The following is a 15,134-nucleotide window of genomic DNA, read 5'->3' as shown; positions in this document are numbered from 1 at the left end:
CCCAGGTGCTGCGCCTGTCCAACTCGGCGTTCTATAACCACTCACGAGTCCAGGTCAGCACGGTCAGCCGGGCAATCACGCTGATCGGCTTCGACGCAGTGAAGTCCATGGCCATCTCGTCGCTGCTGATCGATACGCTGATCGAACGTAATCCGCGGCCGCACCTGCTCAAGTCCCTGGCGCGCGCCCTGCACGCCGCCGTCCAGGCGCGCTGTCTGCTGCCAGGCAAGAACGAGCAGGCGCGGGAGGAAGTATTTATCGGCGCACTGCTGACCAACATTGGTGAGCTGGCCTTCTGGTCCTGCCCGACCGAACAGGCGGGCGAATTAGCTGCACGGCTGCCGGACGATAACCCGACCGCCCTGCAGAAAGAGATTCTCGGCACCACATTCGTGGAGATTACCCGCAGCCTGGTGGATAACTGGAAACTCGGTCAGTTCATCCACGATGTGGTCAGCGCCGGGCGTCCGACATCGCCTGCCGTCTCCCTCGTTCGGCATTCGGTGGAACTGGCGCGGGAAGCCGAGCAGGGCTGGCGCACGCCAGCGATGGAAAAACTGCTGGGCGCCATCGCCGAGGACGTAAACGAGAAGACCGCCACCGTCCGCGATCAGGTGCGCCTGAATACCAGCGAAGCCGAAGAGATCGCGGTGTCTTTCGGTATCCCCCAGATCCGAGGCCTGCTGCCCGGCGGCCATGAGAATAGCGAGACGACGGACAGGGAAGCGCCGATGGGGGACCCGGCGTTACAATTGAGTATCCTGCGTGAGATCTCATCGACCCTGGCCTCTCAGCCGGATCTGAACACCGTATGCCAGATGGTGGTGGAAGGTATCCATCGCGCTGTCGGTATGCGTCGCGTCGTACTGTTGATGGCCGGACCCGGCAGCAACCAGCTCATACCACGCAAGCTTCTGGGGCCTGGGACCGACAACTGGCGTGAAGGCTTCACGATCGATCGCGACAGCAAAGGCCCCGTCAAGTCGCTGCTGGTCGATCACTGCCAGATCCTGCCGCCGCATCCAGACGGCCCCCTTCTGCCCGACTGCGATGCCTGGATTGGCACCCGTCCGGCACTGGTCGGCCCCCTGTCAGCCGGGGAGCGACTGGTGGGCCTGTTCTTCGCCGACAACGGTCAGTTGCAAGCGACACCGTCCCAGGATCAACTTACGGCCTTCAGCCATTTCATCCAGCAAGCGCAGTTGTGCGTGACGCTGCTGGCCAGGGCCTGAGCCCGACTTTCGGGCCCAGGCACGCAGCCCGCTACTCGAGCTCATGCAGGCGCGTGATGTGCAGGATCGGGCCGGTCGGCGCGCCGGTGGGCGAGCCACCCCTGGGTTCGAGACTGATCGCCAGAGTCTTCGAAGCCTCCAGCGCGGCCCGGGCTTCCGGCGACAGCGTAATCTGCAAGGTGTCCTCGCCCACCGGTATCACGCCCAGCGACATGGGGTTGCCATCTTCCGGGACAACCCAGAGCTCGTAATCCTTATTGCCTTCAGCCGGGGCCGCAGCCACCGGTCGGAGGCTAAGCCGACCGGGCTTGCCGCGCTCGGCAACCAGCCATAGCGGATCCGTGGAATCTTCCTGCACTACCGCTCCCGATAGTAGCCCGCGTTCCGGTACCCCGGGTTGTTGCAACAACACCACGGCCAATACCAACACCGCGGCTGTTGCTGCCAGGCTCCAGCCTGCCCATAGCCAGTTCAGGCTGCCTTTACGGCCCGTCGTCTTCGCCATATCCGGCCAGAGCCGTTCCTCGATACGCTGCCAGACCCGTGCGGGCGGCGTCTTGTCCGGAACCGCATCAGCCAGGGGAGCCAGTTTGTTTTCCCAATACCAGACTTCCTGGCGGATCGACCAGGATTCCATCATCCAGCGTTCGAAACGACGCCGCGCCCCGCCCTGCAATGCGCCAAGGGCGTATTCCGCCGCCAGACGTTCGATGCGCTCAGGTGTCCTGTTCATTACTGCAACTCCTCCAAACACCTCTTCAGCGCCATAAGTCCGCGCCGTATCCAGCTCTTGACGGTCCCGATCGGCGTACTGAGCGCCGTTGACAGCTCTTCGTGGGTGAACCCCTTGTAGTAGGAGAGCAGGATGCTGTCGCGCTGGGATTCACTCAACTCGTCCAGGCAACCGGTCAGTGCTGCTGCGCCATCGGCCTGGAGCGACGCATCCAGCGGGTTCGGCGTCGCATCAGCCACGGTCTCCAGCATCTCGTCCCCGGCGGTCTGGCGTATCTTGCGGGCGCGCATCAGGTCCAGGGTCCGATAGCGGGCGATGGTCAGCATCCAGTTCAGAGGCGAGCCGCGTTCACTGTGATACTCGCCGGCGTGGTGCCAGATACGGATAAAGGCATCCTGCAACGCCTCCTCGGCAAGCTCGGGCTGACCCGCCAATTTGTGACAGACACCGAACATCCGACCGGCCATCCGGTCATAGAGGGAGTGGAAAGCCTCACGGTCGTGCTGGGCCACCCGGGCCAACAGCGCCATGAGTTCAGCCTGACCTGTCTCTACAGCCATCGTTTCTTTGCTCTCGCTTGGACCTGTTTTTGGCCAGGTACACCCCATTACGTCCGGGCGCGGCGACGGGATGCAATCTGGCAACGCGATTGAATTCTCTTATATGGAACCAACAACGCTACGACTTCGTGTCTTACTGGTAGCGTCCTCAAGAATGACAGGATCGCCAACGGTCAGCGTCGGTCACGTTCCTTCTGCAACCTTTACGAACACTTGACCGTATTGGGATTAATAGCTGCTCGCCCACCTGGTCAGATGCCGGTTAGGGCACTCGCTTCAGAGCAATCGTAAAGACCCCGAAACGGTTTTGAAGAAAGGCAGTCCTGAAAAAATAGCAGAAGTTAACGGCACTGGAGGGACATGGGTAGTGACGCTCGCCGTTCACGAGGCAGAAGGGCGAGCGTTCTTGGCCCTGTCCGATTGGACAGGGCTTTTTTATGTAAGGTCATATAAGCCGAAAGCGGTCACCGGGACCGCATTCAGCATTCAGTGCATGCTACGCATTTGTCGCGGGTACAAGGCCGCGCTCACCTCTGGTTCTTCCAGCAGGTCGGCCAGTTCCCGGTCGACTTCGGTTTCCTCACCTTCGTCTGGCAGCGGTTCGAACAGGGTGTTCAGCCAGGCAGCCACGGACGGGGCATCGTCCCGGTCGTAATCCGTCGACAGCGCGCCAATACGTTTGAATCCGATGATCCGCTGGTGGCGTGGATCGCGGATCTGCTCGAACCCTCGCCAATAGATGCGGTCCCGGGTATGGAGCTGTACGAACAGGGTATCGATGGGATTGGGCGCATCGGCCTCGTCATCCCGCTCCACGGCCTTTTCCCGCTTCGATTTAATGGTGGTCCAGGCCGGATAGAGTACGGCCACGGCGTCGGCCTCGACATGTTCCCGGGCCGCGCGAAGGATCAGTGCCCAGCGCGCCTTGTCGGCTTCAGTCTCGAGGGAGTTGATGGGCAGGTCATAACTTTGATCCGAGGACAGAACGATAGCCATCATGGGAGCGTCCAGCTCTCCCATTGCTTCACCCTGTGCTACAGATACAAGCTCGTCGATCGCAATCGGTTGATTCATGGGTACGCTCGCCTCCTCGGTGCCATCAGGGTAGGGGGGGAGACACTGGACATAACCGCCGGTCTGGCGCACATACGGCAGACAGGCCGTTAATACAGTGATCGCCACAGGGAAGTCATGGACGTGATTCACGGACTCCCTGATTACAGCATAGCGTGTCTCCGCAAAAGGTTAAACGTGGTGATGCGCGTGGCGGATCACAACCCCTCCCGTCGCATGAATCGCGCCTTCGCCGATTCCCGTCACGCCACTGCGGCCTCGAGCTGCTCCAGCCTCTCGTACTGGCTCCACCAGGGCAGCGCCGCTTCGAGTTGCGCAGCCAACTGCAGAAGGATGCCTTCGTTGCCATGGGCTGCACCGAAATGCACGCCGACCGGCAGGCCCCCTGTCGTCCAGTGCAGCGGTACCGACATCGCCGGCGTTCCAGTGAGGTTGGCCAGTTGGGTGAAAGGTGTGCGTGCGAGACTTTCCATCGCCAGTTGATCGACCAGTCCGCTGCGGTGCACCAGTCGACCGGCCTTGAGCAACAGCATGAGCCGACTCACCACCTGCAGGTGCGCCGGCGTCTCCAGCTCACCGATACGCGCGGGCATCTGGCCGGTGGTGGGACAGAGATAGAGATCGTAGCTCTCGAAGAACAGCCCCAGGGCCCGGGCGAAATCATTCCACTGCTGGCGCAGGCGCACGTAGTCCGGCGTGGGCAGCGTCCGGCCGAGCATACCGATCAGCCGGGTATCCAGCTCGAAGTCCTTGTCCCGGGCGCCGAAGTCGCGGGTGGCCCGATCCATGGCGGTGGAGACCTCCCCGAAATACAGGCCCAGGTAGCATCGCGCCAGGGCCATGCCATCAAAATCAGGTCGGGCATATTCGATGTGGTGTCCCAGGTTTTCCAGGGTACGCGCGGTCTCCTCCACGGCATCGATACATTCCTGCGCCACCTCGCCCTCATAGGGCGAACTGGTGAAGACGCCAATTCGCAGACGGCGCGGCGCTTCACTGATCATTTCGTAGAAGGGCTTCTGCGGTGCAGGAATGGTAAACGGATCGCCGGGTTCCGGGCCCGCGAGCTGGTCGAGCATCAGCGCGCTGTCACGCACACTACGGCTGACCACATGGTCCGCTGACGCACCCGTCCAGTGCTCCCCCATGCTCGGCCCGGCGGAAACCCTGCCGCGGGACGGCTTAAGGCCGAACAGACCATTGTAGGCCGCCGGAATTCGAATGGAGCCGCCCCCGTCGTTTGCGCCGGCCATGGGTACGATTCCAGCGGCGACTGCAGCCCCGGACCCGCCACTCGATCCCCCGGGCGTGCGCGTACTATCCCAGGGATTGCGCGAGGGACCCCAGAGCTGCGATTCGGTGATCGCCTTGAGCCCAAGTTCTGGCGTTGCCGTCCGTCCCATAATCACCAGGCCGCCGTTGCGCGCCCGGCGCACATAGGCCGAATCCCGTTCAGGCACTTGGCTACGCAGAGCCCGACTGCCGTAGGTACAGGGCTCGCCCGCCTGCTCCTGGGCCAGATCCTTGAGCAGGAAAGGCACGCCGGAAAGCGGTCCCTTGTCGTTGGGTGCCTGCTTGAGCGCTTCGGTGAACTGGGGATGGCAGATCGCATTGAGTGCGGGATTGACGGCGCGGGCCCGCTCGACAGCCGCACTGATCACATCGCGGGAGGACACCGCCTTGCGACGGATAAGGTCCGCCAGCCCGACAGCATCGTACTGCAGATATTCACTGACGTTCATGGGTGATCCTGACGTTATCAGGCAGCGCCACCGCTTCTGCAGGCATGAGCCCTGCCCCGGGTTCTGTGGTGTGCTGCCCAGCATAACCCACTCAGCGATCGATGGCAGGCTGGTCAGGTTTCACTCGATTTGTAGCAAGGCCTCGATTTGCGCCGTCAGTTCGGGATCATCCGGCACCACGTTGCTGGGGTAGTGCCATACTTGTCGGGCGTCGGCATCAATCAGGTATTTATTGAAATTCCACCCCGGCTCGGCGCCGCTCTTTTCCGCCAGCGTCCGGAAAACCGGATGCGCATCAACACCTTTGACCGATTGCGGCGCGGTCATGGTGAAGGTCACACCATAATCGACGAAGCAGATTTCCGCCGTCTTCGCCTGGCTATCCGCCTCTTGCCGAAAGTCATTGGAAGGCACGCCCACGACGGTAAAACCGCGCTCACGATAGGCCTGGTAGACCGTCTCAAGCGCTTCAAATTGGCCCGTATAGCCACAAAAACTCGCAGTATTGACCACGAGCATGGGTTTGCCATCGTGCAGGTCGCAGAAATTTACCTGCTCTGTAGATCGCAGCTTGTTGATATCCTCATCCAACCAGTCCGGACAACTGGCCTGGGTTGGAGCGCCAAAACTCACCAGTCCGGCGACCGGCAGCGCTATCAGCCAAAACTTACGCATCGTATTGCCCTCCATATAGGCCTACTGATACGTCCCAATCCTTACGACAGTTTCATGCGAGACCCACCTCAGCCCTGTTGCAGCGAAGTGTGGCTGTCGCCAAACTTCGGTGATTGAAACCAACCGCAAACGCGAGAGGCCTGAGGATATCCTGATCCATGTATTTTCGTTTGCCCAGTATCGCCCGCCCAAGGTTGTTGTTCATGGTCGTCCTTCTGTTGCTGGCAAGCGTGGTCAGGGCTGAAAAACTGAAGGACTGGACCTCTGTCATCCGAGAATCGCCCTACTGGGAAAGTCAGGGCGTCTACAACAATATCCTCAGCATTCGGCGCTGGATCATCGAGGAAAATGGCTACTGCAGCGAGGCCGAACGCCATATCCTTTTCGATCGTCGCGGCCGTTTCCTCGGCTACATGGAAAATGCGGAAACCCGGGAAGCCACCCAGCACAGGCTCAACAAGACCCGCCAGTCGATGGCCGAGGACGGCCGGGCCGATTACTGGGTGGCGGGTGCACCGGACGCCACTGGATACCCGTTTGCCCTGGCCTGTGACCAGCCCCACGTCAACCTGGACGAAGCCCTGGGGCGATACGTGGGCAGGCAGTCTTCGGGCCTGATCTGGGGAGCCTGGGATGACCTCGATCTCGGCACCCGCGAGAAACCGGTCTCCTTGAACGCAGCGCTGGGGTATGTCTATACCACTCGGTACGAGCAGCGACGTCTCGACGACGTACCCGAAGACATGCCCCGCTTCCTCGCCGGCCAGTTGCTGATCGAGAGCGGTGGCCAACAGCGGGCGCATTCCGCCGCCAACGCCCGGGGCATCATGCAGCTTTCCAGTGTCGTACTGGGCGATTGCGGGATCGGGCCACGCAACTACTGGCACCGCCTCGCGCAACTGGACTGCGCATTGAGCCTGACGGCCCAGAACGCCCGCAACCTGCGGCCGGCCTTCGACGCCCGCTTCGGCCACCTGCCCAAGGAAAAGCGTGACCGATTATTTACGCTGCTATTGGTGCAGGCCTATCATGGCGGAGCCGCTCGGGTGCAGACCCTGCTCGAAGACGACGACCTGGCCCAGCCCGCCGCCTACTTCGCTGCAAACCATGCGCGCTTCAGCGCCGGGGATATGGCCTACGGACTGATCTTCCACAACCTGGGACGCAACCGTCTGGGGCTATCCTCCCTGTACTATGTCGCCGATGTGGAGCTGGCTGCAGCCGCACTCTGCCGGTTACCGCAAATGGAAGGCGATCCGGTCTGTGTGGACTGAAGCGCTGATACTGATGACATAACCACCGGAGAATCGTCCTTGGACTGGCTGTATCTTTCCGATGTCCTCCCCACGGGTGTTGATCCGGTCCTTGTCGCCTTCCTACTGGCCGCATCCGTCGTAACCTCGATGATCACGGCCAGTCTGGGCGCCGGGGGTGGCGCGCTGCTGCTGGTACTCATGGCGTTCTGGTTGCCGCCGGCGGCGATTATTCCCGTGCATGGTCTGATCCAGCTGGGCTCCAATGGCGGTCGGGCGGTCCTGACCCGTAAGTACATCGACTGGCAGGTGCTCAGGGTCTTCCTGCCTGGGGTCATCATTGGCGCCCTTATCGGCGGCCTCGTGCTGGTCAACCTGCCGCCGGCCATCTGGCAATTGACCATCGCCCTGTTCATTCTCTACCTGTGCTGGGGACCCAGCCTGCCGAAGGCGGTGCTCCGGCCGGTCGGGATATTCCTGGCAGCGCTGGCTACCACGTTCCTGACACTTTTCGTCGGCGCTACCGGCCCGCTGGTGGCTGCGTTTATCAAGCAGATCCATGAGGACCGTTTCCGTACCGTATCGACTTTTGCCACTGCCATGACACTTCAGCATGGGGCCAAGGCCGTGGTGTTCGGATTTGCGGGGTTTGCCCTCGGGCAGTGGTTGCCGTTCATTGCCGCAATGGTCGTCTGCGGCTTTGTCGGCACGTGGCTGGGGCTGCACGTTCTCAAACGCATCAGCAACCGGCATTTCCAGGTGATCTTCAACGTATTGCTGACGGTGCTGGCGCTGCGGCTGATCTGGCAGGCAGCGGGCGAGTCAGGCTTGCTCGGCTAGGGTTTCCCGCGCGCGTCGACGCTGGCGTCGGTCCTCGATAAAGCCATTGATCGCAAGGGCAGAAAGGATTATGGCGCCACCAGCGAAGGCCAGCGGACCGGGTAGCTCGCCCAGGAAATACCACACCAGCAACGTCCCCAATACGGTCTCGAGAAGCAGGAGCAGGCTGACTTCCGCCGCGGGGATATAGCGTGGACCGGTCTGGATCAGGATGCTGGCCCCTGGCAGGAACCCGACGCAGAGCAGCACGATAAAACCGAAATCGCGCCAGCCGGGCCACTGCGCGCCGCCAAAAAACGCGGCCACGATACAGATCAGCAAGGCACCGAATATCAGCATCAGGCTCATATCCGCGTGGGGACGTGATCGTGCCACCGCAAGGTTCGATGCCAGCGAAAAGGCGGCGACGCCCGCCATGACCAGTCCCAGCGGCTGGCCCTTGCCCATCTCGCCGACGGCCATCAGGGTGGCTCCGGATATACAGACCAGGATCAGAACCCAGGTGCGCAGAGGCAATCGCTCACGCCAGATCGCCCAAGCCAGCAACGCAGCGATAACCGGGGCGGTGTTGAGGATGACCAGCACGTTGCCGGCGGCCGTGTTCTTCATGCCGGTAACGAAGCCCAGGGTGCTGCCGGCAAACGCCAACCCGCAATAGAGGCCCCGCCGACCGCAGGCGCGCATTTCGGGGATAAGGCGACTGCGGTAGCGAATGCCGTTAATCACGGCAAAGGCCAGCGCCAGCAACAACCCGCGCCAGAACAGGAAAGTGACCGGCGTAACCGAGGTGGACTTCACCAGCAGGGCATCCGGCGAAAGCAGCAGTACGCCAAGACCCGCGATCATGAAGCCCTTGAGACGGGTCTTGTGAAGTTCAGCCTGATCGGTCGACACGCTCACACCGGCCGTCCTTGTGTCCGTTTCACGCGCGGTCCCCTTCATCGCCCGTGAATACCGGGCCTGTTCCCACCGTATGCACGATCACCCGGTTTCGTCCCTGGGACTTCGCAGCATAGGCGCCCTCGTCTGCCCGGGCCACCACGGTCTTCACGGCGCCGTCGGAAGACAGGATGGACGTAATACCGATACTGGCCGTCACGCTGTAGTGCCGGCCATCCTGTTCCAGCACCAAAGCCTCGATTCCCGAGCGCAGGGATTCGGCAATTGCCGAGGCCCGATCGATACCGCAGCCCGGCAGGATAACCCCGAATTCGTCGCCGCCCAACCGGGCCACCATATCCGACTGCCGCACCCGGCTGCGCAACAGATCCGCCAGGTGGCGCAGGAGTTCGTCGCCCAGCAGGTGGCCGCCCTGGTCGTTCACGGGCTTGAAGTGATCAAGATCGATCATCATCACCACCGACGCGTTGCCGTCACCGGCGCCCTGATCGATCAGGTTGGCGAGCGTCGCAGTAAATGCACGGCGATTGGAGAGGCGGGTCAAGGCATCGTGACTTGCCTCCCAGGATAGGCGCTCTTCCTGACGACGGCGTTCGCTGTCGTCACGCATAACGAACACGTACTGATCGACATGGTGTTCGCCTGCGGTGTGCACCATGGTCAACTCGATTTCATAGGTGTCGCGTCGAACATTGGTCATGCTGGCGTCCAGATCGGACAGTTGCTCCTCCTTGCGGAAATCGTCGAAACTCCACGGTTTGCCCTCAACCTCGACACTGATCAGATTAAAGAGCGACTGACCTACCACCTTGTCTTCATGGCCCATGAATTTGCAGGCCGGAGGATTCGCAAAGCTGATACGCCCCTTACTATCGGTCATCACCACACCTTCGTGAAGGGCGCCAAGAATGGTTTCAGCGCGGTCGCGAGCCACTTTCAGCTCCGCCTCGATCTCCAGCTCATGGGTAATGTCGCGAATGATGCTGACGGTGCCCAACGATCGATCCTGGGTCTGGATGGCCGAGGTGGTCATCGACACCCAGATAACGCGATTGGACTGGTTATCACGAAGGCGATACTCACTCTGTCGAACATCGCCCGTCTGCAACACCCATTGCCAGTCAGCGCGCAATCGTTCCCTATCACCATGGTGGACACCGGAAAGGATGGGCTGATTGTCCAGGCGCTCGAAAGGCACGCCGAGAATAGCCTCGAAGGCCGGGTTGGCGAACATAATCCGACCCAGTACATCCGTCTGTACGATACCCACGGGCGAGCGCTCGGACAGCGAACGGAAGTAGGCTTCCTGCTGCTCTAGCTCGAAACGGGCGGCCTCACGCTCCTGGCGTACCTGGTTGAAAGTGTCCACCAGCTCGCGGATTTCCTGGCCGCCGCCTACATCTATCGGCTTATCACGACGCCCGGCATGGCGCTCCCGGATCTGTTCCGCCAGTTGCTGGAGCGGGTTGAGCAGATACGTAAACAGGCGCAGGGAAAGCGGTATGAACAGGGCCAGTACGCCGCAGGCCACCCAGAACATGACACTGGATAACTGCCTTATCGGTGCGAACGCCTCTCGGGTGGGCAGGGAGACCGTCACAAACCAGGGGGCTTCGTTTAGCTGGCGAAACGCAATCAGGCGATCGACGACACCTAGCCCCTCTACCAACGCTACACCTTCTGCACCGTCTTGCGCGGCCCGGTTCATCAGATCATCGGTCTCGATTACGGTTAGAGTCCGACCCTGTTTAGGGTGGATCAACGTCAGTCCGGAACGGGTGCCCATACCGACGAACCCGGTTTCACCAATACTGAGATTCTTCAACTGCCCGAGGAAACTGCGCTCGTCCAGATTGATGGTTCCGGCCAGCATGCCCACCATGCGTCGGTTGTGATCGAATACCGGGGCAGTAATGGCCACGACGGGTAACTTTTCGTCGCGGCTCAGGAAGGGCTCCGAAATCAGCGTTGTCAGTTGCTGGCTGGTCAGGCGGAAGTAAGTGCGGTCGGAGACATCGCTGCCGATGATGTTGCTGGCACGGGGAAAGGTCGCCTGCATCGTGCCCTTGGAATCGATGAGATATATACGGTGGAAGAGGGAGCTCAGGGCTTCCTGGCGCTCAAGCATAAGCTGCGCCCGGCCCATAAGGCTCTCTTCATTCATGGTGAGGCCGCGGGCGACCCGGGAAATGGCACTGAAACGTTCGGCCAGCTTGGCGTCGATGCTGTCGGCAATAATCCCGGCATGGGTTGCCAGTTGGGCACGTGCCTGGTTCTCCAGCCCCTGACGACCAGCGGAGACTCCGATCAAAGTCGCCGTGAACGTGATAAGCACGACAACGAGGACAACAACGCCCACTGCCCGGTTCTTGAGACTGTCGAACCAGCGCCTGACCTTTTCCAACAAGTACGGACCTCCACGTGTACGGCTTCAATTGCGCCCATTATCAGGAAGCGACTCAACGGACCAGTCTAACAGACACGTCATGACCTGACTGATGTGCAAGGTAGCTAAACCTAATAATAATCGTTACTATTTGCGCATCTATTCTCTATATATGCGCCATTCGCGCCGAGGATCACCATCGTGCCTGAATCAACCGCCACCGCAAGTTTTACGGGTCAGTTCGGCCCTCTGGAGCAGCTACTGGATTACGGCGGACCGGTCATGGGTGTGCTACTGGCCCTGGCTGTTATCGGCCTCGCTACCTTTATCTATGCCATGCTGGTCGGTGTTCTGTTCGCCCCTCGTGCTGATCGCAACCTGAAGAAAGCCGTCGATCGTTGGGAAGATAGCCCCAGTGACCGTGCTGCGGCCCAGCTCGATCAGTCACGCAACGGTGTCAAACGCTTCAACCCCCTGCCGCCGCTGGTTGCCACGGCCATGAAGGATACGCTGGGCGGCCTGAGCGAAACCCAGCAACGTGAAAATATCGCCCGTCTGGCCCAGCGCGCTCTGCAACCGTTCGAATCCCCGCTCAAGATCATCGAAGTCATCGCCGCCCTGGCCCCATTACTGGGTCTGCTCGGTACGGTTATGGGGATGATGGAAGCCTTCAGCGCCATGGCCTCGACCGAAGGCCGCGCCAGTGCCAGTCAGCTGAGTGGCGGTATCTACCAGGCGTTAATGACGACCGCTGCAGGCCTGGTTATCGCTATTCCCATGGCAGCCATGGCAGCCTGGATGGAGTTCCGCCTGCGTCGGCTCAGTACACAGATGAACGATTTCCTGGTGCGCGTGCTGTCGGCCCAGCCTTCCGGCGGTTCGGAAAGCAGCAGCCAGATCCAGGAAACGTCCGCACACTCGGAACAGAAGCGGGCCAGTCTGAACGACACCGGCGAAGAGAAGCGTTTCGCCCATGCAGCTGGTTGAACCTCGGCCCCATCGCCGCTTGCCGATACGGATGACGCCGCTGATCGACGTGGTCTTCATCCTGCTGGTTTTCTTCATGGTGACCTCGCGGCTGGCGCCTACCAGCCACCTGGACCTGGACAACAACACCAGCCGGAGTAGCGGCGGCGTCGAGGGCGAGCCGTTGCCGGAGCTATTGATGCAGACCGACGGCCGCATCCAGTGGAACGGCAATAGCGACGATGCTGGCGTCATTGCACGGCGGTTGCTCAGCGGCGGTGAAACCGAAGTCAACCTGGAAACCGAAGGCGATGTTCCCCTGGGGGTGTTTACCCAAGGCCTTACAGCGCTTCAGTCAGCCGGGATCAGCACCCATTGGCGGCGCTCCTCAAGTAACGGTAATCCGCAACCCGATTCCCAATGAAGTCACTGCTCCCTATCCACAAAGAGATCGATAACCGCACACTGCTTGATCGTGTGGAAGACGCCATGCTTCCGCTGATCAACCTCGTTTTCCTCTTGTTGCTTTTCTTTATCGTGGCCGGCCACCTAACCGACGATCCGCTACCCACGCTGCCCGGCACCGCGGAAGAGGGCGAAAGCACGGCCCCCAAGGCCGACCTGATCGTCAAGAGCGACAATCAGTGGCTAATCGGCCAGAAACCCGTCTCGCGCGACGAACTCGCCCAACAATTGCCAGCACCGGATGAACAGCGCCCCTTACGTATCGCTGCGGATGCAGGCATTACCCTCCATGATCTGGAAAATCTCCTGCAGGCCCTCGAAAGTGCGGGCTACCGCAAGGTGACGCTATTGACGGAGCCCAGTCTGTGAGCCGGATGATCCGCGGGGCTATTGCTGTTTTTGCCTTGGTTGTCACCCTGGGCGTCGGCTATCTGTTCGCGCGCTCAGCGGATCAGATCGCCGTTCCCAAGGGCAATGCCAGCGTCACCAGCCAAGCTGTCATAAGCCTGAATCTGGCGGCGGAACAAGCCGAAGAGGACGCTGCACCGGCGCCGCAACCCCAGGCAACACCCGAGCGTGCAGAGGAACAACCGCAGCCAGACCCGGAACCTGAACCCGAGCCAGAACCGAAGCCCAAACCAAAACCGGAACCGGAACCGGAACCGGAACCAAAGCCTGAGCCCAAACCTGAGCCAAAGCCAAAACCGGACCCAAAGCCCGTTCCAAAGCCAGAGCCCAAACCGAAGCCCAAGCCGGAACCAGAACCGAAACCCGAGCCGAAGCCCAAACCCACACCTGCGCCGAAGTCAGCACCTGAACAGGTGAGTGAGAGCTCGACCCAGGCCACAGCGACAGCACCGAGCCAAACATCGGCCCGACCCGGAGAGACTGGGGCCAAGCAGCAAGCCAGCCAAGTGGAACTGACGGCGGGGCGCTCCGATTCGGAGGACAGCTACCTGTCCAAACTGAATCGACACCTGGCCCAGAAGTATGAGTATCCACGCCGGGCCAAACGCCGGAATCAGGAAGGCACCCCGGTTGTTCGCTTCGAATTCGATCGGGAGGGGAAGCTGATTTCTCTCGCACTGGCTGAGGGCTCGAAATATCGCCTATTGGATGAGGCTGCCCTTGAAATTATCCGGGACAGCGAGCCATTACCCAAAGTCCCGGACGGTATGGAAGGCGAAAGCTTTTCCTTCACGCTGCCCATTCGATACGAACTGCGCAATTAGGCTTGCGCTTCGGGCTTAACACCTGCCTTAGCAGCGATATCGCGAGCTCCAACGAAGCGGAGGCCGGCCTTCGCCGAAGTAGGCATGGATGCCCCGATCCGTCCGGGGGGCCAGGGAGGGCCCTACAGGGCGGCGCAGGCGAAGGTCAGCCTTCGCTTCCCGCTCGAGTATCCAGTCTGACTCGTCTGCTTTTCCGTCCTTTCACTTTCCTCTGGAAGTCGCAGGCAATATTTCGCCCACCCAGCAAGATCTGGCTCAGTCAGCGCAAGAGTTTGCTTGGCGGGCTTGGAGGGCGACGTGTGATTTTTAGCTAGTCGTCTGTTTTTATTGCCTTTCCCATTCCTGGCACAAGACTTGTTCTCTCTTTGGCGTCCTCACACTGAATGGACTCAACCGGAGCCCCTTTTTTGGCTCCTCATTTTTCCGTCAAGGAGCAGACTATGCCAACGCCGTGTTATATCAGTATCGAAGGCAAGACCCAGGGCAACATCACCGCCGGCGCCTTCACCGCCGACTCCGTCGGTAACATCTACGTCGAAGGTCACGAAGACGAGATGCTGGTGCAGGAATTCAGCCACATCGTTACCGTACCGACCGACCCCCAATCCGGTCAGCCGTCCGGCCAGCGCGTTCACAAGCCGTTCAAGTTCACCGCGGCCCTGAACAAGTCCACCCCGCTGATGTACAACGCCCTGGCCTCCGGCGAGATGCTGCCCAAGGTCGAGCTGAAGTGGTACCGCACCTCCGTTGAAGGCAAGCAGGAGCACTTCTTCTCCACCATCCTGGAAGACGCCACCATCATCAACATCGACTGCAAGATGCCCCACTGCCAGGACCCGGCCAAGGCCGAGTTCACCCAGCTGGTGGAAGTGTCTGTGGCGTACCGCAAGGTCACCTGGGAGCACGGCGTCGCCGGTACCTCCGGCTCTGACGACTGGCGTTCGCCGGTCGAAGCCTAAGGCTTCGCGTTGGGTTCAGGGCTTCTGTCGTGATGGAAGCCTGGACCGCGTGTTCCAGAACGGCCAGCCTTTGCTGGCCGTTTTGCCGTCGTGAGAGATAACCGCTGTGGCCCTGCG

15 protein-coding genes are annotated in these 15,134 nt (G+C 60.8%); 8 read left to right on the top strand and 7 right to left on the bottom strand.

The window, feature by feature from the left end; genetic code table 11:
* Positions 1-5: 5 nt before the first annotated feature.
* Positions 6-1,232: an HDOD domain-containing protein gene (locus RE428_RS01530; protein ID WP_227500182.1), complete on the top strand. Its 1,227-nt coding sequence runs from the start codon at positions 6-8 to the stop codon at positions 1,230-1,232.
* A 31-nt stretch (positions 1,233-1,263) separates the two neighbouring features.
* On the opposite strand, the gene RE428_RS01525 is transcribed toward RE428_RS01530, so the two are convergent.
* The 5 genes from RE428_RS01525 to RE428_RS01505 all read right to left on the bottom strand — a co-directional run bounded on the left by RE428_RS01525 (position 1,264) and on the right by RE428_RS01505 (position 6,016).
* Positions 1,264-1,965 carry an anti-sigma factor gene (locus tag RE428_RS01525; protein WP_004579307.1) on the bottom strand — a complete coding sequence of 234 codons (702 nt, stop codon included), beginning with the start codon at positions 1,963-1,965 and terminating at the stop codon, positions 1,264-1,266.
* The gene (locus tag RE428_RS01520) at positions 1,965-2,525 is read right to left on the bottom strand and encodes an RNA polymerase sigma factor (protein ID WP_004579308.1); all 561 of its coding nucleotides are present in this window, start codon (positions 2,523-2,525) and stop codon (positions 1,965-1,967) included. The genes RE428_RS01525 and RE428_RS01520 overlap by 1 nt, the downstream gene beginning before the upstream one ends.
* A gap of 486 nt (positions 2,526-3,011) precedes the next feature.
* Positions 3,012-3,599 (bottom strand): hypothetical protein, encoded by a 588-nt coding sequence (locus RE428_RS01515; protein WP_004579309.1) that lies wholly within the window; start codon positions 3,597-3,599, stop codon positions 3,012-3,014.
* Between the two features lie 242 nt (positions 3,600-3,841).
* Complete coding sequence (locus RE428_RS01510) at positions 3,842-5,341, bottom strand: amidase (RefSeq protein ID WP_004579310.1); 1,500 nt, start codon at positions 5,339-5,341, stop codon at positions 3,842-3,844.
* Positions 5,342-5,461: 120 nt separating this feature from the next.
* On the bottom strand, positions 5,462-6,016 hold the full coding sequence (locus RE428_RS01505) for a glutathione peroxidase (protein WP_004579311.1): 555 nt from the start codon (positions 6,014-6,016) through the stop codon (positions 5,462-5,464).
* 158 nt (positions 6,017-6,174) lie between these two features.
* Here RE428_RS01505 and RE428_RS01500 point away from each other — a divergent pair, with 158 nt between their 5' ends.
* Both RE428_RS01500 and RE428_RS01495 read left to right on the top strand, forming a co-directional pair.
* On the top strand, positions 6,175-7,290 hold the full coding sequence (locus RE428_RS01500) for a lysozyme family protein (RefSeq protein ID WP_040882300.1): 1,116 nt from the start codon (positions 6,175-6,177) through the stop codon (positions 7,288-7,290).
* Between the two features lie 39 nt (positions 7,291-7,329).
* Positions 7,330-8,109, top strand: a complete 780-nt coding sequence (locus RE428_RS01495) for a sulfite exporter TauE/SafE family protein (protein ID WP_004579313.1) — start codon at positions 7,330-7,332, stop codon at positions 8,107-8,109.
* Here the strand turns inward: RE428_RS01495 and RE428_RS01490 are convergent.
* On the bottom strand, positions 8,092-9,009 hold the full coding sequence (locus tag RE428_RS01490) for a DMT family transporter (protein WP_004579314.1): 918 nt from the start codon (positions 9,007-9,009) through the stop codon (positions 8,092-8,094). The two genes, RE428_RS01495 and RE428_RS01490, sit on opposite strands and share 18 nt — an antisense overlap.
* Positions 9,010-9,031: 22 nt before the next feature.
* The gene (locus RE428_RS01485) at positions 9,032-11,416 is read right to left on the bottom strand and encodes a sensor domain-containing diguanylate cyclase (RefSeq protein WP_004579315.1); all 2,385 of its coding nucleotides are present in this window, start codon (positions 11,414-11,416) and stop codon (positions 9,032-9,034) included.
* A 180-nt stretch (positions 11,417-11,596) separates the two neighbouring features.
* Between RE428_RS01485 and RE428_RS01480 the strand changes: the two genes are divergently transcribed.
* The 5 genes from RE428_RS01480 to RE428_RS01460 all read left to right on the top strand — a co-directional run bounded on the left by RE428_RS01480 (position 11,597) and on the right by RE428_RS01460 (position 15,017).
* Entirely contained in the window at positions 11,597-12,382 is a 786-nt protein-coding gene (locus RE428_RS01480; RefSeq protein WP_004579316.1) for a MotA/TolQ/ExbB proton channel family protein, read from the top strand.
* A complete protein-coding gene (locus RE428_RS01475; protein ID WP_004579317.1) occupies positions 12,369-12,785 on the top strand; it encodes an ExbD/TolR family protein in 417 nt (138 codons plus the stop codon). The genes RE428_RS01480 and RE428_RS01475 overlap by 14 nt, the downstream gene beginning before the upstream one ends.
* Positions 12,782-13,195, top strand: coding sequence for an ExbD/TolR family protein (locus RE428_RS01470; protein WP_004579318.1), 414 nt, complete (start codon positions 12,782-12,784; stop codon positions 13,193-13,195). Before RE428_RS01475 ends, RE428_RS01470 begins: the two co-directional genes overlap by 4 nt.
* Before the next feature lie 5 nt (positions 13,196-13,200).
* Entirely contained in the window at positions 13,201-14,058 is an 858-nt protein-coding gene (locus tag RE428_RS01465; protein ID WP_004579319.1) for an energy transducer TonB, read from the top strand.
* A gap of 440 nt (positions 14,059-14,498) precedes the next feature.
* The gene (locus tag RE428_RS01460) at positions 14,499-15,017 is read left to right on the top strand and encodes an Hcp family type VI secretion system effector (RefSeq protein ID WP_004578655.1); all 519 of its coding nucleotides are present in this window, start codon (positions 14,499-14,501) and stop codon (positions 15,015-15,017) included.
* The last annotated feature ends 117 nt before the right edge of the window (positions 15,018-15,134 follow it).

Origin of the sequence: Marinobacter nanhaiticus D15-8W, from assembly GCF_036511935.1 — a bacterium.
Taxonomy (GTDB): domain Bacteria; phylum Pseudomonadota; class Gammaproteobacteria; order Pseudomonadales; family Oleiphilaceae; genus Marinobacter_A; species Marinobacter_A nanhaiticus.
The sequence above is the reverse complement of the archived record's forward strand: the minus strand, read 5'-3'. Positions and strand labels throughout refer to the sequence as shown.